The sequence below is a fragment of the Neobacillus rhizosphaerae genome, from assembly GCF_050477885.1.
In the GTDB taxonomy this organism is placed as follows: Bacteria; Bacillota; Bacilli; order Bacillales; family Cytobacillaceae; genus Neobacillus; species Neobacillus rhizosphaerae_A.
The window spans coordinates 17,639-35,963 of sequence record NZ_JBCNAC010000125.1 but is presented as its reverse complement, the minus strand read 5'-3'; the positions used below and the strand labels follow the sequence as shown (position 1 = coordinate 35,963).

Annotated in this window: 18 protein-coding genes and 2 riboswitches; of the genes, 14 read left to right on the top strand and 4 right to left on the bottom strand. The window is 38.3% G+C overall.

All coding sequences use genetic code 11. The features are described 5' to 3' along the window. Positions 1-270: 270 nt before the first annotated feature. The 3 genes from ABES03_RS17840 to ABES03_RS17830 all read left to right on the top strand — a co-directional run bounded on the left by ABES03_RS17840 (position 271) and on the right by ABES03_RS17830 (position 4,287). Positions 271-1,284 (top strand): 2-oxoacid:acceptor oxidoreductase family protein, encoded by a 1,014-nt coding sequence (locus tag ABES03_RS17840; protein ID WP_430119115.1) that lies wholly within the window; start codon positions 271-273, stop codon positions 1,282-1,284. Then, positions 1,284-3,578: a thiamine pyrophosphate-dependent enzyme gene (locus ABES03_RS17835; protein WP_430119113.1), complete on the top strand. Its 2,295-nt coding sequence runs from the start codon at positions 1,284-1,286 to the stop codon at positions 3,576-3,578. Before ABES03_RS17840 ends, ABES03_RS17835 begins: the two co-directional genes overlap by 1 nt. Positions 3,579-3,702: 124 nt before the next feature. Continuing rightward, positions 3,703-4,287, top strand: a complete 585-nt coding sequence (locus ABES03_RS17830) for a metalloregulator ArsR/SmtB family transcription factor (RefSeq protein ID WP_430119147.1) — start codon at positions 3,703-3,705, stop codon at positions 4,285-4,287. A 42-nt stretch (positions 4,288-4,329) separates the two neighbouring features. On the opposite strand, the gene mtnK is transcribed toward ABES03_RS17830, so the two are convergent. Both mtnK and ABES03_RS17820 read right to left on the bottom strand, forming a co-directional pair. Then, entirely contained in the window at positions 4,330-5,514 is a 1,185-nt protein-coding gene (gene mtnK, locus ABES03_RS17825) for an S-methyl-5-thioribose kinase (protein ID WP_430119111.1), read from the bottom strand. A 99-nt stretch (positions 5,515-5,613) separates the two neighbouring features. Then, positions 5,614-5,784, bottom strand: a riboswitch (SAM riboswitch). Between the two features lie 108 nt (positions 5,785-5,892). Continuing rightward, positions 5,893-6,678 (bottom strand): carbon-nitrogen family hydrolase, encoded by a 786-nt coding sequence (locus ABES03_RS17820; protein ID WP_430119109.1) that lies wholly within the window; start codon positions 6,676-6,678, stop codon positions 5,893-5,895. A gap of 120 nt (positions 6,679-6,798) precedes the next feature. On the opposite strand from ABES03_RS17820, the gene ABES03_RS17815 reads away from it, so the two are divergent. The 6 genes from ABES03_RS17815 to ABES03_RS17790 all read left to right on the top strand — a co-directional run bounded on the left by ABES03_RS17815 (position 6,799) and on the right by ABES03_RS17790 (position 11,927). Next, entirely contained in the window at positions 6,799-7,977 is a 1,179-nt protein-coding gene (locus ABES03_RS17815) for a pyridoxal phosphate-dependent aminotransferase (RefSeq protein ID WP_430119107.1), read from the top strand. A 78-nt stretch (positions 7,978-8,055) separates the two neighbouring features. Further along, positions 8,056-8,165, top strand: a riboswitch (SAM riboswitch). A gap of 73 nt (positions 8,166-8,238) precedes the next feature. Continuing rightward, positions 8,239-9,450 (top strand): 2,3-diketo-5-methylthiopentyl-1-phosphate enolase, encoded by a 1,212-nt coding sequence (gene mtnW / locus ABES03_RS17810; RefSeq protein WP_430119105.1) that lies wholly within the window; start codon positions 8,239-8,241, stop codon positions 9,448-9,450. Next, on the top strand, positions 9,451-10,125 hold the full coding sequence (locus tag ABES03_RS17805) for a 2-hydroxy-3-keto-5-methylthiopentenyl-1-phosphate phosphatase (RefSeq protein WP_430119103.1): 675 nt from the start codon (positions 9,451-9,453) through the stop codon (positions 10,123-10,125). Next, positions 10,119-10,748 carry a methylthioribulose 1-phosphate dehydratase gene (locus ABES03_RS17800; RefSeq protein WP_430119101.1) on the top strand — a complete coding sequence of 210 codons (630 nt, stop codon included), beginning with the start codon at positions 10,119-10,121 and terminating at the stop codon, positions 10,746-10,748. Before ABES03_RS17805 ends, ABES03_RS17800 begins: the two co-directional genes overlap by 7 nt. Positions 10,749-10,776: 28 nt before the next feature. Continuing rightward, entirely contained in the window at positions 10,777-11,310 is a 534-nt protein-coding gene (locus ABES03_RS17795; protein ID WP_430119099.1) for a 1,2-dihydroxy-3-keto-5-methylthiopentene dioxygenase, read from the top strand. 374 nt (positions 11,311-11,684) lie between these two features. After that, positions 11,685-11,927 carry a Spo0E family sporulation regulatory protein-aspartic acid phosphatase gene (locus ABES03_RS17790; protein WP_430119097.1) on the top strand — a complete coding sequence of 81 codons (243 nt, stop codon included), beginning with the start codon at positions 11,685-11,687 and terminating at the stop codon, positions 11,925-11,927. Positions 11,928-11,984: 57 nt separating this feature from the next. On the opposite strand, the gene ABES03_RS17785 is transcribed toward ABES03_RS17790, so the two are convergent. Then, a complete protein-coding gene (locus ABES03_RS17785) occupies positions 11,985-12,716 on the bottom strand; it encodes a ZIP family metal transporter (protein ID WP_430119095.1) in 732 nt (243 codons plus the stop codon). 392 nt (positions 12,717-13,108) lie between these two features. On the opposite strand from ABES03_RS17785, the gene ABES03_RS17780 reads away from it, so the two are divergent. Genes ABES03_RS17780 through ABES03_RS17765 form a run of 4 tightly spaced genes read left to right on the top strand, consistent with a single transcriptional unit; the run spans position 13,109 to position 16,572 of the window. Beyond that, complete coding sequence (locus ABES03_RS17780; RefSeq protein WP_430119094.1) at positions 13,109-13,933, top strand: electron transfer flavoprotein subunit beta/FixA family protein; 825 nt, start codon at positions 13,109-13,111, stop codon at positions 13,931-13,933. Positions 13,934-13,968: 35 nt separating this feature from the next. Continuing rightward, positions 13,969-15,000, top strand: coding sequence for an electron transfer flavoprotein subunit alpha/FixB family protein (locus ABES03_RS17775; RefSeq protein ID WP_430119092.1), 1,032 nt, complete (start codon positions 13,969-13,971; stop codon positions 14,998-15,000). Beyond that, positions 14,993-16,288, top strand: a complete 1,296-nt coding sequence (locus tag ABES03_RS17770; protein WP_430119090.1) for an FAD-dependent oxidoreductase — start codon at positions 14,993-14,995, stop codon at positions 16,286-16,288. Before ABES03_RS17775 ends, ABES03_RS17770 begins: the two co-directional genes overlap by 8 nt. Next, positions 16,288-16,572, top strand: coding sequence for a ferredoxin family protein (locus tag ABES03_RS17765; protein ID WP_307289207.1), 285 nt, complete (start codon positions 16,288-16,290; stop codon positions 16,570-16,572). Before ABES03_RS17770 ends, ABES03_RS17765 begins: the two co-directional genes overlap by 1 nt. Positions 16,573-17,213: 641 nt before the next feature. On the opposite strand, the gene ABES03_RS17760 is transcribed toward ABES03_RS17765, so the two are convergent. Next, positions 17,214-17,561, bottom strand: a complete 348-nt coding sequence (locus ABES03_RS17760; RefSeq protein ID WP_430119088.1) for a hypothetical protein — start codon at positions 17,559-17,561, stop codon at positions 17,214-17,216. Positions 17,562-17,783: 222 nt separating this feature from the next. Between ABES03_RS17760 and ABES03_RS17755 the strand changes: the two genes are divergently transcribed. Beyond that, the gene (locus ABES03_RS17755) at positions 17,784-18,308 is read left to right on the top strand and encodes a hemerythrin domain-containing protein (protein ID WP_430119086.1); all 525 of its coding nucleotides are present in this window, start codon (positions 17,784-17,786) and stop codon (positions 18,306-18,308) included. The last annotated feature ends 17 nt before the right edge of the window (positions 18,309-18,325 follow it).

Here is an 18,325-nt window from a genome sequence, read left to right as displayed (position 1 = left end):
GTTATATTACAAATGGAATGCTGTTATATAATTGAATAATTCTAATTCATCCAGTCATATTAATGTTTCTTCGGAAAAAATTAAATGTGTTTCAAAAAAAATCTCTTATGTTTGACTTTTGTCACAGCTTAATATATTTGAATGTCTTACAATGATCGTGGGGAAGTTAATTTTTTATGACATTTTTAAGGTATTTTTATGAACGAATAAGAGTAGCGCAAAAGGCTCAAAAGCCATGTGTATACTTTTTTAACAATGGGGAGGGACATTATGTCTATTTTACCGAAAAAAAATGAACTTGGATTTTTTGAAATTCGACTTGAATCAATCGGAGGCTTAGGTGCAAACCTAGCTGGAAAAATGTTGGCGGAAGCTGGTGTTCTTAGTCTTGGGTTGAAGGGTTCCAACTTTTCATCCTATGGCTCAGAAAAAAAGGGCTCTCCTGTAAAGAGCTTTATCCGTTTTTGTGAACCAGATGTAGAAATTAGAGATCATAGTCCAATTGAACAGCCACATATCGTTGGTGTTTTCCATGAAGCCCTATATAAGACAGTTAATGTTGTCAGTGGCTTAGATGCTGAGGGAATCGTTCTAGTAAATACAGAACGAGATTTTGATGAAGTAAAAAGGGATTTACAACTAGAAAATGGAACTTTGGCCATTATTGATGCCTTAAGTATTGCGGTTGAAGAAAAAACAAAAGTAAATACAGCGATGCTCGGTGCTTTATACCGAATACTAGACTTTTTAGATCCAGAATCAATGAGAGATGTTATACGTAAAACATTTACAAAGAAATATCCTCATCTTGTTGAACCAAATATTCGTACGTTTGATCGTGGATATAATGAAGTGAAATTTAAAACCTATGAAGTTCCAGAAGGGGCGGAAGGGAAAGCCTTCACTCGTCCACTTCCGATGCTAGGGTTTACAACTCAGGAAATCGGAGGGGTTTTAGTTTCACAAGCAAATAGTATTTTTAAAGATTTAAGTGGTTCCCGTCAAGGTTTCCTTCCGGAATTCCAGCAAGAAAAATGTATACATTGTGCTGCCTGCGACAACGTATGTCCGGATTTCTGTTTCGTTTGGGAAGAGGGAGAAGATAAGCGCGGCAGAAAGCAAATGTTCCTTAAGGGAATTGATTATCAATATTGCAAGGGCTGTTTAAAATGCGTGGAAGCTTGTCCAACAGATGCGCTTGGTGACCTTCGTGAAATGATTGGGTATGCAGACGCTAACCGCGTGAAGCAAAACTTTCCTTATGTTACAGGAGGTAGTTTTTAATGGCAACTTTAGAAGATAAATTAACAACTCAAGCGATGGCTGAACAAATTTCTACATTTGAATCAGGTAATGAAATGGCTGCAATGGCTGCTGCACAAATCAACTATCATATCATGGGGTATTTCCCAATTACACCATCTACTGAGGTAGCGCAATTCCTGGACCAAATGAAAACTCGTGGCGAACATGATATCAAATTAATCCCTGCAGATGGTGAGCATGGTTCAGCGGGTATTTGCTACGGTGCTGCTGCAACAGGTGCTCGCGTATTTAATGCGACGAGTGCAAATGGATTACTATATATGATTGAACAGCTTCCTGTACAATCAGGAACTCGTTTCCCAATGGTAATGAATTTAGTTACACGCTCCGTCAGCGGTCCACTTGATATTCGAGGAGACCACTCTGACCTTTATTATGCATTAAATACTGGCTGGGTTATTTTAACAGCCAAAACACCACAAGCTGTTTATGATATGAATATTATGGCACTGAAAATTGCCGAGCATTCAAAGGTACGGTTACCAGTTATTGTAGCATATGATGGATTCTTCACTTCACATCAAAAGCGGAGGGTAGAATTCTTCAAGGATCGTCGCGTTGTTCAACAATTTGTTGGGGAGTGCCCAACAGATTACAATTTTGCAAGAGACCCTAAAAAACCAGTTACCATCGGTGCACATATGAGTGGTGATGATTTTATTAATAATCACTTCCAACAATCTGAAGCCATGTATAATGCTGGTGAGGTATTTAAAGAAGTAGCTGCTGAATATACGAAATTATCTGGTAGAGAATACCCAGTTCTTGACTTATATAAAATGGAAGATGCAGAAGTAGCATTATTCTTATTAAATTCCGCAGCTGAATCAGCTAAGGATGTTGTTGATCAGCTTCGTGCAAAGGGAATTAAGGCAGGGGTCATTAGTCCGAATATTATCCGCCCATTCCCTGCGAAGGAAATTCGCCAAGCACTTAAAAACGTAAAATCCTTATTAATTGGGGAACGTGCCGATTCTTATGGAGCAAATGGTCCGAATTTAACACATGAAGTGAAATCTGCTCTTCAAGAAGACCGTAATAATCAAACAATAGTTTTAAGTCGTGTTTTCGGTCTTGGAGGCAAAGACTTCTATGCAAGTGATGCTGAGAAGTTCTTTGAAATGGCTATCGATACGATGGAAAAAGGCTACGCAGAAAAACCATTTGATTACTATGGCCATATTCCAGGGAACCCTGAAAAGATCCTTAAGCCGGTTATTTTACCGCAACATGGTGATGTATATAAATCCGGTTTAATCGATGTGAAAATGGATGAGGAAACTAATAAGTTAAAAGTGAAAATCCCACCGCTTCGAGCTCTTACTGGAAAACCAAAGAGAATCGCTTCTGGTCATGGAGCTTGCCCGGGATGTGGAATTTTTGCCGGCCTTGAGCTTTTCTTCAAAGGGATAGAAGGAGATATAGTTACTCTATTCCAAACTGGTTGTGCTTATGTTACTACAACAGCTTATCCGCATACATCTCATAAGCAAACGATGATGCACAATTTGTTCCAAAATGGTGCTGCAACCTTATCAGGTACAGTGGAGGCTTTCATGGAACTAAAACGCCGTGGTGAGATCCAAGTTTCTGATGATGCAACGTTTGTTATGATTACCGGAGATGGTGGTATGGACATTGGGATGGGGTCTGCAATCGGTACTGCTCTTCGTGGACATAAGTTAATCATGCTTGAATATGATAATGAAGGTTACATGAATACAGGCTCTCAAATGTCCTATTCTACACCAATTGGACATATGACAAGTACTTCTGGGGTTGGTAAGACACAGAGAGGAAAAGCCTTCCATCATAAGGACACAGCGCAAATTATGGCTGCAACAAATATTCCTTATGTATTTACAGGTTCAGAAGCGTTCCCACAAGACCTTATCAAGAAGGGTGCAAAAGCACAGTGGTATGCGCAAAATGTCGGAACTGTGTATGGAAAACTTCTCATCACTTGTCCGCTTAACTGGAAATCCGATGACCGTTATGGTACAACAATCATTGAAGCGGCAGTAAATTCCTGCTTCTTCCCACTTTATGAAGTAGAGCAAGGGGTTACAAACATTACGTATAACCCAGAAGAAAAGAACAAACGAATTTCACTGGCTGATTGGTTAAAATATATGGGTAAAACCAAACATTTGCTAAAAGATGAAAACAAGCCAATATTAGAAGATTTTGAAGCAGAAGTAGAAAAAAGATGGCTGCGTTTAAAAGCTAAACACGAAAGCCCAATGTTATAAGTTGAAAGAAAAAGCAAAGTGTATGGTGCACTTTGCTTTTTTTATTGCTTTTATTATTGACAGAAAAAATAAAATTTGATATATATCTAATTAGAAGAATATCTAATTTGAGGTGTATACGATGATGCAGCTAAACCGTTTAGTCGCGTTTTATAAAACAATGGGTGATCCAACGAGATTCAGGATCGTTGCTCTTTTAGCAAAGGGTCCTCTTCATGGTCAGGCGATAGCAGGTAAATTGGGTTTAACGGCACCAACCATTACTCATCACTTGAAAAAACTAAGGGAAATTCATGTGGTATATGAAAGAAGAGATAAAAATACGATTTACTTCTATTTAAATGAATCTATGATTAAACAACAAGCACAGGTATTAACGCAATTACTTGAAAAAAGAGGAGAGGAGCTGGGGGACATGGTGGAATCTAGTTTAGAGAGACAAAAAGTTCTGGAGAATTTCTTTACTAAGGATGGAAAATTAAAGAGCATTCCTGCTCAAAGGAAGAAGAAATTAATTGTCTTTGAACATATCGTAAAAGGGTTAAAATCAGGTAAAAAATACGAAGAAAAAGAATTGAACGAGTATATCAAACAATTCCATGATGATTATGCAACCATACGACGGGAATTCATTATAAATCATTACATGTATCGGGAAAACAGTATCTACGAACTTAACCCAGAAGAAATGTGGGCTAAACCACAATAAAAAGGGAGGTTGACTTTATATGAGTCAACCTCTCTTTGTTTACTAGAATCCTTCTCTGACTGTACGAATGAACGCAGTGAGGTCTTTTATTTCTTTTCTCTGCTTGACAAGGATTTTTCCAAGTTCTAAAGAATGACGCTTAGCTGCTAATCTTGTTTGCTCATCTTCAATTCCATCTAAATCAGCTACATGGGCGAGTCCGATGGTTCGTCTGATCAACTCGCATCCAGCAAAACCGATTGTATCCTCAAAGAATTTAGCCAGCTGAAAGCGTAAGAATGAAGGGGTCTTAGCTAATGGTTCTTTGTTTTCGGTATTCCATAATAGTGAATATTGCTCTTCAAAGACGTTCCAAACAGTTTCAATATGAGTTAAAAACAGTTCACGTTTTGGCACATTCACAATAACTTGGAAGAGTAAATTAGCAAATACTTGACCAATGTCAAAACCAGCAGGTCCGTAAAAAGCAAATTCAGGGTCGATTACTTTTGTTTCGGAATCATCGGCAAAGACACTACCTGTATGCAGATCTCCATGAAGGAGTGATTCCGCTTCTGTTAAGAAACTTCTTTTCAAGACATTTACATGAAACTTTAGCTCATCATCCTGCCAAAGAGCTTCCACTACTGGACGCAGGTCAGATTCAAATTCGTTTGTTTCTGCGTCTAAAAATGGATCTGTAAAAATTAAATCCTCAGTAATCTTACATAGTTCTGGGTTAATAAATTGCTGCACTTTTACTTTTTTCTCCGCTGGAGTTAGAGCATAATCTGAGGTAAAAAATAAAGTTCTAGCCAGATACTCTCCTAAATGCTTAGAAATGAGGGGATAGGTTGCACCTTTTATAAATCCTGTTCTAGCAATTAAGAGATGGGATAAGTCTTCCATAACAGTTACAGCTAAAATATCATCTGTGTAATATACCTCTGGTACGAAATTTGGAGCAATTTGACCAAAAGTCTTTAAGGCTTCTGCTTCAATTTTTGCCCTTTGAAGTGTTAGTGGCCAGCTTTCTCCTACGACTTTTGCATAAGGAAGGGCTTGTTTGATAATAATACTTTTCCCTGATTCCTGATCAACCAAGTGGAATACAAGGTTAAGATTGCCATCACCAATTTCCTTACAAGATAGGTTTGCTTTTTCTGAGAAAATATTTAAATTAAGTGCTAATTCGATAGCAGCTGCTTCAGTTAATGGTTTGTACGTTGTCTGTTTTAGTAGACTCATTATAAATTCCTCCTTAATTTGGAGGCTCTGTTGTACTTTTCGCACAAAAAAGCCTCTTTCTTGTCTGAAAGAGGCTAGAAGATGTATATTTCTTCGCACCTCTTATCTCTCAGAAAGGATATCCTTCTGTTGGAATTAGCACCGTGCCTTTTAGGGAGTCCCTGCACCTATATAATTATAATTATAATTATAAGCGCCCCGCTTCTCAGTGGGTTAGGTCGGTTGCTGGGCTTCAAAGGGCCAAATCCCTCAGCCAGCTCATGATAAGAGTAAATCTAATATTCTATTTTTTCAGTATGATAAAAACTATAACAGGATGAAAAGATAGGTGTCAACAAAATTTTGAAAATATCATTAATTTTTAAATTTGGAAACAATCTAACGGTAGTATTCTGGCTTTCTATCTGCGAAGATAGGGATTTGCTTGCGTATATCTTTGACAAGGCCCATGTTTATTTCAGCAGATACTATGGCCTCTTTTTCCCCCGCTTCAGCAATCACTTCTCCCCAAGGATCAATAATCATACTGTGTCCAGCAAATTTGTTATTTGGATCACTTCCAGACCGGTTGCAGGCAACAACATAACATTGATTTTCAATTGCTCTAGAAATTAGCAAGGCCCGCCAATGCGCTAACCGAGGTTCAGGCCATTCTGCGACCACAAACAGAGCTTCAGCACCTTCAGAAGTATGGGTGCGTATCCATTCAGGAAACCGGATGTCATAACAAATGACTCCTGCAAACGGACGATTTTCTAATTGGAATAATCCTTTTTCTGTACCTGCCTCTAAATAAAGGTGCTCATCCATAAGCTTAAATAAATGCAATTTACTATATTGGTGAATCAATTGGCCTTCTTTGTCTATAATAATCAAAGTATTTTTTACTCCACTATCATTGCGGTTTGCAACAGATCCTCCAACGAAATGAACTTGGTATTTTTTTGCTGCCTCCTGTAGAAACTGTATCGTTTGTTTCGCTTGATCATCTGCAATTTCATCAAGTCTTGTTAAGTCATATCCGGTAGTCCAGAGTTCGGGTAAGACGAGAATGTCAGGCTTAGATTCCATTGCTTTTTCAATCAGTCTTTCTGCAGAACGATAGTTTTCATATGGATTACCAAAGGCGATATCCATTTGTATACAAGATATGTTTAATTTCAAAGAATTTTCCCTCCGGTTCGAAATATCAGAATTTTTTCTTTACAAGCTGTTATAAAAGTTATATCATTTGTGACTAGAATTTCAACAAAAATTTGTAATGAATAAGCAGGTGAGAGAGTGATGAAACAATTTCCACCATCAGAGCTTTTAAATAGTCTGCCAAAACAATTTTTTGCAGGCCTTGTAAAGAAGGTTGGAGAGTATATTGCCGAAGGGCATGACGTTATAAATTTAGGACAAGGGAATCCTGATCAGCCAACGCCAGAACATATCGTGTCAAAATTACAGGATGCGGCAGCTAACCCAATCAATCATAAATATTCTCCGTTTCAGGGGCATAGATATTTAAAGCAGGCAGCAGCCGATTTTTACTTGAGAGAGTACGGAGTAACGGTCAATCCTGATAAGGAAGTGGCTATTCTTTTTGGCGGAAAAGCAGGTCTTGTAGAGATTCCACAGTGCTTGTTGAATCCAGGGGATACCATCCTTGTTCCAGATCCCGGTTACCCAGATTATTGGTCAGGTGTGGCGCTTGCAAAAGCGGAAATGGCTACAATGCCTTTAAGAGAGAGTAATGCATTTTTGCCTGACTACAATGAACTTTCTTCCGATACTTTATCAAAAGCAAAGGTAATGTTTCTGAATTACCCTAATAATCCTACCGGTGCTGTTGCCACTGAAGAATTTTTCAAAGAAACAGTGATGCTGGCAAATGACCATAATATTTGCGTTGTTCACGATTTTGCATATGGAGCCATTGGTTTTGACGGTCAGAGACCCATAAGCTTCCTAGAGACCGAAGGGGCAAAAGAAGTAGGAATCGAAATTTATACACTATCCAAATCCTATAACATGGCAGGTTGGCGTGTTGGATTTGCAGTTGGTAATGAAAGTGTCATTTCAGCGATTGAACTTCTTCAGGATCATCTGTATGTAAGTTTGTTCGGAGCGGTTCAAGAAGCGGCAGCTACAGCCTTAACTGAATCACAAGAGTGTGTTAGAGAATTGAACGAACTGTATGAGCGAAGACGAAATGTATTAATTAACGGTCTTCGGTCGATAGGATGGGATGTAACCGCACCAATGGGATCCTTTTTTGCATGGCTTAAGGTACCTGATGGGTATACATCTGGACAGTTTGCTGAAATTCTTCTTGATCAAGCACATATTATGGTCGCACCAGGTATTGGTTTTGGTGAATATGGTGAAGGTTTTGTCCGTGTGGGCTTATTATCATCCGAAGAACGATTAGCTGAAGCTGTCAGAAGAATTAGTTGTTTGGAAATGTTCAAAAAATAAGTTGACAAATGTTTTTTTTCTTGCGATAATCCAAAATAAAGTTTAACAACTTATTAAAGTGAATAAATACGAATCGTTTTCTTATCAAGAGCAGGTGGAGGGAAAAGCCCTATGAAGCCCGGCAACCGACTTAACCAAGAGTTAAGCACGGTGCTAAATCTTGCAGCAATCTGGCTGAAAGATGAGAAGATGTTAGTTTGTGATGCTAACCTCTTCTTTTTCGAAGAGGTTTTTTATGTTTTTTGAAGGGAAGTTGAAAAAATGTCTGAAATAATTGCAACATATCTTGTACATGATGAAAAAAATCCGGAGAAAAAAGCAGAGGAAATTGCTCTTGGATTAACTGTAGGTTCTTGGACGAATCTTCCTGAGCTTGAGCAGGACCAATTACGTAAGCATAAGGGCAGAGTCGTTTCAATTGAGGGGAAAGATTCTGAAAGAGACGGCCTAGCAATCATTCGGATTGCCTATCCAACCATTAACTTCTCTTCTGACTTGCCAGCGATTTTAACCACTGTTTTCGGAAAACTGTCCTTGGATGGAAAAATAAAATTACTAGATTTGCAGTTTGATGATCGATTAAAAGGTCATTTTCCTGGACCTAGATTCGGTATCGATGGAATTCGAGAGAAAATAAACGTATTTGATAGACCATTAGTAATGAGTATCTTTAAGGGCGTACTTGGTAAGGACATACACTTTTTGGTAGAGCAGTTAAAGCAGCAAGCTCTTGGTGGTGTTGATTTAGTCAAAGATGATGAGATTCTTTTTGAAAATGAATTAACACCTTTTGAAAAAAGAATTACAGAGGGAAAAAAAGTGTTAAATGAAGTTCTAGAAGAGACTGGTCATAGAACGCTGTATGCAGTAAACCTGACAGGGAGAACCTCACAACTTAAGGAAAAGGCAAAAAAAGCAGCTGAGCTGGGAGCAGACTTACTATTATTTAATATCTTCTCCTATGGATTAGATGTCCTGCAAGAATTAAGAGAGGACAATGAAATTGGGTTGCCTTTAATGGCACATCCAGCAGTAAGCGGCGCATTAACTTCTTCATCCCAATATGGCTTTTCCCATTCCTTGCTCCTTGGAAAGCTTTTACGTTATGCAGGTGCTGATTTATCACTGTTCCCATCTCCATATGGAACGGTGGCATTAGAAAAAACATCTGCACTTTCGATTGCAGCTGAACTGACGAAAGAGGATGTTTATAAAAAAGCTTTTCCAGTGCCATCAGCGGGAATACATCCAGGGTTGGTATCCTTGTTAATTCGTGACTTTGGAGTCGACTCCGTTATAAATGCTGGGGGTGGAGTACATGGGCATCCAGACGGTGCTCGCGGAGGTGGCCTTGCCTTCCGACAAGCAGTGGATGCAATTCTTAAGGGAAAGACACTCTCAGTAGGAGCGGAGCAGAATCCTGAACTAAAAAAGGCACTCCAGCTATGGGGAAATGCAGAGGTGATGGTCTAAGTGACAAAGCCGGTTATTTATTGTGATTTTGATGGAACCATTACAGAAAGTGATAACATTATTGCTATTATGAAACAATTTGCTCCTCCTGAATGGGTGGAAATCAAGGATTTAATTCTTTCTCGTCAGATTTCAGTAAATGAAGGTGTGGGGAAATTATTTTCCTTATTGCCTAGTAATAAGAAGAAAGAAATAACTGAATTTGCAATTGAAAATGCAAAAATCCGACCAGGCTTTAAGGAATTTGTAGCGTATGTTCGTGAAAAGGGAATTCCCCTCTATATTGTTAGTGGTGGAATAGATTTCTTTGTCCATCCAATCCTAGCAGAATACGCTCCTTTTGATGGAGTCTATTGTAACCATTCTGATTTTTCTGGAGATACAATTAATATTCTTTGGCCAAATGAATGTGATTCATATTGTAACAATGATTGCGGTTGCTGTAAGCCAAGTATTATGCGTAAACTGAACGATCCAAAGAAGAGTTTTAAAATTGTAATTGGTGACTCTGTAACCGACCTAGAAGCGGCTAAACATGCTGACTTTGTACTAGCTAGAGATTTGCTTCAGGAAAAATGTGTGGAATGGGGTATTAACCATCAAGGGTTTCATACTTTCTTCGATTGTATCGAGGAAATAAATAAAAGAATTGAGGTGGGTGAGCTAACATGTTAAAGGAAAGATGGTCAGAATTAGCCGATATCAAGGATGAATTGGCAGAGAGAGATTGGTTTATGGGGACAAGTGGAAACCTTGCCATTAAAGTGAGTGATCATCCGCTTCAATTTTTGGTGACAGCAAGTGGAAAAGATAAACGTAAGCGGACTTCAGAAGATTTTTTACTAGTGGATGAATTTGGCCGTCCGGTAGAAGAGACTCATTTAAAACCGTCTGCAGAGACACTTCTTCATGTGGAGATTTATCGAAAGACCAATGCTGGTTGTAGTCTTCATGTTCATACGATTGATAATAATGTGATTTCAGAGGTCTATGGTGATCATGGAGAGGTTACCTTTAAGGGTCAAGAGTTAATTAAGGCTTTTGATAAATGGGAAGAGGATGCTGTTTTAAAGATACCTATTATCCGAAATTATGCACACATTCCTACACTAGCAAATAAATTTTCAGAACATGTTTCAGAAGATAGCGGTGCTGTTCTAATTCGGAACCATGGAATCACTGTGTGGGGACGGAATGCATTTGAAGCAAAAAAAATCCTAGAAGCGTCAGAGTTTCTATTCCGCTACCAATTGCGTTTACTAGAACATAAACCATACCAATTATTTAAGGTAGTTTAAAAAATAATAGAGGAGAGGCTGATTCAATATGGCGTATATTACATTTCAAAAGAAAGAAGATCAAATTCACGAGCAGGAGGCAGTGGCAAGCTTCCTGGAAAGTCAGGAAGTTATTTATGAAAATTGGGATATTAGCAAGCTCCCAGCAACGCTAGTAGAAAAATATCTTTTAAGTGATGAAGAAAAAGAAGAAATCTTAAACACTTTCACAGCAGAGATTGCAGACATTTCTGCCAGACGAGGATATAAAGCACAGGATGTAATCTCATTATCTGAAAATACACCAAATCTTGACGTATTACTTACTAATTTTAAAAACGAGCACCATCACACAGATGATGAAGTTCGTTTTATCGTAAGTGGTCACGGGGTATTTGTCATTCAAGGAAAAGATGGAGAGTTTTTTGAAGTTCATTTAAATCCTGGTGATTTGATCTCTGTACCAGAAAATACAAGACATTATTTTACACTTGAAGAAGACAGAAAGGTTGTAGCGGTAAGAATTTTTGTTACAACCGAAGGCTGGGTTCCCATTTACGAAAAAGAAGAAGTAAACCTATAAAAAAGGAAAACTGGTTGCAGCTGATGCAGTCAGTTTTTTTATCTGTTTTGAATTCATTTTCGAAGTTGGAAGTATTTTGGAAAAATGTTATCGGTAAATGAATAATCCAACCCAAAAAAAGAAACGTGTTCAATCATTTTCATCTCTATTTCCTTGCCTTAAAATTTTGTCATGATGCAATCGAAGGGAGTCGGAGACAATTGTCGTAAAAGCTTGAAAAAAAAGGAAGGAATTTGTCGAAAAACGAAAGAAATAGAATGTTTTGTCTACTTTTGCGAATGTATTTACTTTTAAAGAAATTCTTGTCATAATTCTTCAAGTAGTCAACTTTTTTAGTGAATTACAGTAACAGGGTAATGAGTAGGAGGATAACATTGTACAAGTATAGTAATAATCAAAATGAAATGATTGAACAGATAAAGGTCAAAAGGGAATTAATGATAAAAAGTGCAAACACGTTGGGCTATACAAGTGAGGAAACAATCAAATACAGCCAGGAGCTAGATGAATTAATTAATGATTACCATAGGATAATGGGACAAGCTTCTAGGCCAAATGAAGAAGTTAAAATTGCTTTTAAACAAATGATTATGATTTGGCCTAAAGTTTTAGTCTAAATGGAATTTGAGAGGAATAAAACAGCTTAAAAATACATTGTTAAGATATTTGTTCTATTAAAAAATATTAATTATTAACACCATAATTAGAAGCCCCATGATAAACGCATAGGTTGATACCCGCTCATTCCCGTCACCGTGACTTTCGGGAATTAATTCTTTATAAATGATAAATAACATCGCACCTGCCGCAAAAGATAGGCCGTATGGAACGAGGCCTTGAACAAATGAAGTTAAAAAATACCCTAATAATGAAGTTACAATTTCAATTGCACCTGTTAAGGTCGCTATGATGAAGGCCTTCCATTTACTAATTTGCTGGTTAGTTAAAAAAAGAGCGACAAGAAGGCCTTCTGGAGCATTTTGAAAACCGATTGCTAATGCGATTAAATTTCCAGTATCGCCTTCTGCAGATGCATAGCTAACACCAACAGATAGACCCTCAGGGATATTATGTAAAGTAATGGCAGCGATAATTAACAAAGCTTTTTCATCGAATTGAATCCCCTTTTTATTATGCTGTAAGTCAATATGGGGAATATTTTTTTCCAAGAGAGTTAGAACACCAACTCCTAACCAAACACCGACAAAAAGTGATATATATCCTCCATATTTAAGGGCCTCCGGAATCAAACCAATAGTAGAAGCAGCCATCATAATGCCTGCACTAAAGGCTAACAATACATCCTTCCATCGATGTGTAATAGAGTGGGGAATAAATAAGATCAGTAATGCTCCAATCCCTGTTGATAAAGCGGAGAGTACACTCCCTAAGATAACTTCATTCATTTCTTTCCTCCTTCCTTAAAACATAAAATCTACAATTTTAGACAGTACTGTGATTTTTATCATTGTTTATATCCCAATATTTCATATAGTTATATTAGTGCTATATTTATACAATCTCACATCATGATTAACTACATATCTTACCACAATTTGTCATTACTTCAACTTTTTTTATTATTTTTAACCTACTCACTAGAATCTACCCAAGTTTGTCATGCTTATTTGTTTATCCGAAGTTTAATTGATCTTTGTAAGAAAAAAAAGAAAACAATAATTGTTTGGTACTATGCTTGTGTTACGGTTCATATATCGTTAATAAAAGCATTTTTTATAACCAAAGGAAGCAAACGCTTTCACCAATCTTAGACTATATGGAGGAGGGAAAGTCCTACATGCACATTGTCGTATGTGTCAAACAAGTACCTGATACAAAAATCATTAAAATCAATCCTAAAACAAACACACTCGACCGCCGAAGTGCTCCAGCTATTTTGAATCCTTACGATGCACATGCTGTTCAAGAGGCTGTGAAAATTAAGGAACAAACGGGAGGTACCATATCGGTATTGTCAATGGGACCACCGCAGGCAACGGCTGTTATTAAAAAGAGTATTGAAATAGGTGCAGATAGAGGCTATTTGATTTCTGACCGTGCCTTTGCCGGTGCAGATACACTTGCAACAAGTTATGCCTTATCTAAAGCATTGGAAAGAATCGGTAAGGATCTCCCAGTGGATATTGTGATTTGTGGGAAACATGCTATTGACGGAGATACAGGGCAAGTTGGACCAGGAATCGCAAGAAGGATGGATATTCCCCCAGTCACAAATGTAATTGAAGTTACGGAAGTCAATCAAGCGGAGAAAACCATTTTAATCAAACGAAAATTAACCAGCGGATATGAACTCATTCAGTCTGAGCTACCTTGTTTATTAACAGTTGAAAAAGAAATAAATGAAATCGATTATTCCCCAATGCCAAACATGATTAGTGCAGCAAGATATGAACCGATTATCTGGGCAGTAAGTGACCTTGAGAATGTTGAACGTTCTCAACTAGGACTTAAAGGTTCACCGACCATTGTAGGTAAAATGTTTACACCTCCACGACCAGAGGGTGGTAAAAGACTTGAGGGTACTGCTGATGAGCAAGTGAAGCAGCTCATGGAATTGTTAATAGATAAAAAAGACCTGTTAACAATCCAGTCATCTAAATAACAAAGATTAATCAGTTGCCGCAGGGAGGGGTTTACATGAATCTAGACGAGTATCGTGGAGTCTGGGTCTTTATTGAACAAAACGAAGGTAAAATAGAAGGCGTTTCACTTGAATTGCTTGGAGCTGGCAGAAAGCTGGCAGATAAACTGCAAGTTCCATTAGCAGGATTCTTATTAGGAAGTGAAATTAAATCATTAGCTAATCAGACCATAGCCTATGGTGCTGATGAGGTTTATGTCATTGATCATCCAGTATTGAAAGATTATCGGACTGAATCTTATATGAAGGGTGTTATGCTGCTGGCTCAAAAATATATGCCAGAGATAATCCTTTACGGAGCAACACCAAATGGGAAGGATTTAGCAAGTGCAGTCGCAACCGATTTATCTACAGGATTAACAGCGGATACAACGATGTTGGATGTTGATACCGATAATAGATTGCTAGAAGCAAGTAGACCAGCATTTGGTGGAAATATTATGGCAACCATCCTATGTAAAAAGCATCGACCGCAAATGGCCACTGTTAGACCAAAAGTAATGAAGGCATTAGAGCCGGATGCAGGGCGCCTTGGTAAAATCATTGAAGAAAAGATTTCACTTCAAGAAGAAGATATGCGGACAAAAGTACTCCAAATTGTGAATGACGTAACAAAAAAAGCTAATTTAGCTGAGGCACATGTCATAGTATGCGGTGGAAAAGGCATGGGAGATTTTCAAAATTTCCAGCTTATCCATGAGTTAGCAGAATCAATAGGGGCAAGTGTGGGCGGTACTCGTGATGTTGTAGAAGCTGGATGGCTACCTCACGAACAACAAGTTGGTCAAACGGGAGAAACAGTGACTCCGAAGATTTATTTTGCTATTGGTATTTCAGGAGCGATTCAACATGTAGTTGGTATGAAGAACTCCGAGTTCATCATCGCCATCAACAAAGATCCGAATGCGCCAATTTTTGATGTTGCAACATATGGAATTGTAGGAGATGCAATGGAGATTGTACCTAAACTAATCGAGCAATTTAAGCAGCTCAGAACGGAAAAAGGCGGTGTAATAAGCTATGCCTGAGAAATTTGATGTGATTGTCGTTGGTGCGGGTCCTGCAGGTACTTCTTGTGCTCTGACTTGTGCCAGAAATGGATTAAACGTTTTGCTTATAGAAAGAGGAGAATATCCTGGTGCCAAAAACGTAATGGGTGGAGTGTTATATCGAAAGCAAATGGAAGAGCTAATTCCTGAATTTTGGAAGGAAGCACCTCTTGAGAGACCCGTGATTGAACAGCGCTTCTGGATGATGGATAAAGAATCTGTTGTTTCCTTTGGCTATAAAGGTCTTGAGTGGGCCGTGGAACCTTATAATAACTTCACTGTTCTAAGAGCACAGTTTGACCAATGGTTTGCGCAAAAAGCAGTCGAGGCCGGAGCGCTCCTAATCAACGAAACTGTCGTTACAGAATGTATTGTTGAAAATGGCAAGGTAGTAGGTGTGCGTACGGACCGCCCAGATGGAGAGGTATATGCTGATGTCGTTGTACTTGCAGACGGAGTAAATTCACTTTTATCTAAACAGTTAGGCTTCCATAAAGAATTTCGACCAGATGAAGTGGCTTTAACTGTAATGGAGGTGGTTAATTTATCCAAGGAAAAGATCAATGATCGGTTTAATCTGGAGGATAACCAAGGCTGTACCATAGAGGTCTTTGGGGATTCAACAAAAGGTAACCTCGGAACTGCTTTTATTTACACAAATAAAGAAAGTATTAACATTGGAGTGGGTACCACTCTTTCTAGTATGATTAAAGCAAAATTAAAGCCGTATGAGCTGCTTGATTACTTGAAAACTCACCCAATGGTAAAACCATTAATTGCTGGTGGAGAATCCGCTGAGTATCTTGCCCATCTTATTCCAGAAGGTGGCTATCGCTCGGTTCCTAAGGTTGCTGGAAATGGAGTAGTTGTTATCGGTGATGCTGCTCAGCTTGTTAATGCCATCCACCGCGAAGGTTCGAATATGGCCATGCATTCTGGTTTACTAGCGGCTGAAACTGTTATAGAGGCGAAAAATCGAGGCGACTATTCAGAGTCCAGCTTAAATCTCTACCGTGAGAAGTTATATGATAGCTTTATCATCAAAGACTTAGAGAAATATAAAGATGCTGCTCATACATTTGAAAAGTATCCACAATACTTTAATGAATATGTTCCAATGATGAATAAGGCCATGAGCAAATTCTTTACCGTAGATGGAACGCCAAAACGTGAAAAGCAAAAGCAGATAATGAAGAGTGTCACTTCTGAAAGAGGAACGATTCGAGTATTGCAAGATATTTATCGTGCTTGGAAGGCGGTGAAATAATGTCAACGAAGAATATCGAAGAAAAACAGTATCTTCTCCGTTTTAAGTGTGACACGAAATCGCATTTAACTGTACTCGATCATGATGTGTGTATGACCCAATGTCCTGATAAGCTTTGTACAGTATTTTGCCCAGCAGAGGTGTATAAGTGGGAAGGAACAAGGATGCAGGTGGGCTACGAGGGTTGTCATGAATGCGGAAGCTGCCGTATAGGCTGTCCGTACCAAAACATCAAATGGGAGTATCCAAAGGGTGGACACGGAATAGTATTTAGACTTGCATAGAATAATAGAAAAAGTGTTGTTTGCGGCCTGCCGTGAACAACACTTTTTTTATTTGGTATCTGGAAACAAAAAGTGCTGTCGTAGATCTTATATTATTAAGAAGTAGTCAGTCCTAGGTGACCAAAGTGAAGTTGTGAAAGGGGACCGGTAACGTAGAAGGGGTCTACGTGCCCCAAGTGGTGTTGGAAAAGTGGAACCGGTAACGTAGAAGGGGTCTACGTGCCCCAACTGGTGATGTAAAAGTGGAACGGTAACGTAGAAGGGGTCTACGTGCCCCCAAGTGGTGTTGAGAAAGTGGAACCGGTAACGTAGAAGGGGTCTACGTGCCCCAAGTGGTGTTGAGAAAGTGGAGCCGGTAACGTAGAAGAAGTCTACGTGCCCTAAGTGGTGTTGAGAAAGTGGAGCCGGTAACGTAGAAGAAGTCTACGTGCCCCAAGTGGTGTTGGAAAAGTGGAATCGGTAACGTAGCAGCCAGTCTAATTTACCGTATTGGATTCCGGCCAAAAACATGCTTAGTTTTTTCAAAAAACAACAATATGCATGCACTATTAAATTAAAAATATTTTAATTATCACTATATGTAGGTTTTTTCACAAGTGAGGGTAAAAAGAAGGTAAAGCAGAGGGAATAATATAAGTGGCTTAGCTAATTTTCTCTAGTAGGGTTGATGAGGATAGCTCATCTTTCTTGCCTGAAGCAACAAATGAAGAAGCAAGTTTATTTGCGTGATCCATTAATTCCATATTTGCTGAACAATAATAAGGCTTTTTCCAGTTGAAATCACCGTCACAATCAGCGGGGTATATGCTAACTTTCCAATTATAGTAAATGGAAGGTTGCGGGAGTTGTACCCCTTCTACAGCAATAAGCCAGTGTGTATAAGGAAAATTAGGAATGGTAGTATCGGATTCCTTTAGAGCCCTTAAATCGTTAAAACCGATTGGGATTAATGCCTTTTGATAAAAGTCATGGTAATTTGGGGTTTTCATGTGTTTTTGACCTCCCTTTCATGTTCTATCTTCATTATATGAAACTTTCAATCAATTTTTGTGTGATAAATGTTAAAATCTCAAAAAAATTAAAACGGTTTCATAAAAATGACAAAAATACGACAACCTTTTGCTCCCTTTGCAGAAATGTGACCTCTGTCACTACATAGTTTCATAGTAAATTTTATACTTAAGGCACATATTACAATAGAGGTGAATGATATGAGTGGTTGCATGAGTGGGTTTGGTGGTATGCCCCAAGCTGAATTAAGTGAAGGATTAAAACAACTTAAAAGTGAACATCCTCCATTACTAGAACAATTAGAGAAGCTATATACTTTAACACAAAATATTGACCAAGAGTTGAATGTAGAAGAAGACTTTATTGAATTAATTGAGCAAGTGAAAGCCTTTAAGGCAGCTTTAGACCCACATTCAGAAAGAGAAGAAGGAGTTCTTTTCCCAATGATGGGTACCTATATTGGAACAACCTCAGGACCTATAGCGGTAATGGAGTATGAACATGATCAAGCGAAAGCTAATATTGGTTCTTTCCTAACAAATGCAGGAGTTACTGAAGCATCAACTGAAAAAATGAAAAAATTAGCTGAGTTAATCCAAAATGCCTATTTCATCTTAACAGAGCATTTCTCTAAAGAAGAAAATGTACTATTTCCTATGGCAGAAAGAATGCTTACAGATGAAGAAAAAGCTGAATTGTACAAAAGAATACAAGAAATAAAGTAAGGATAGGCATTAGCCTA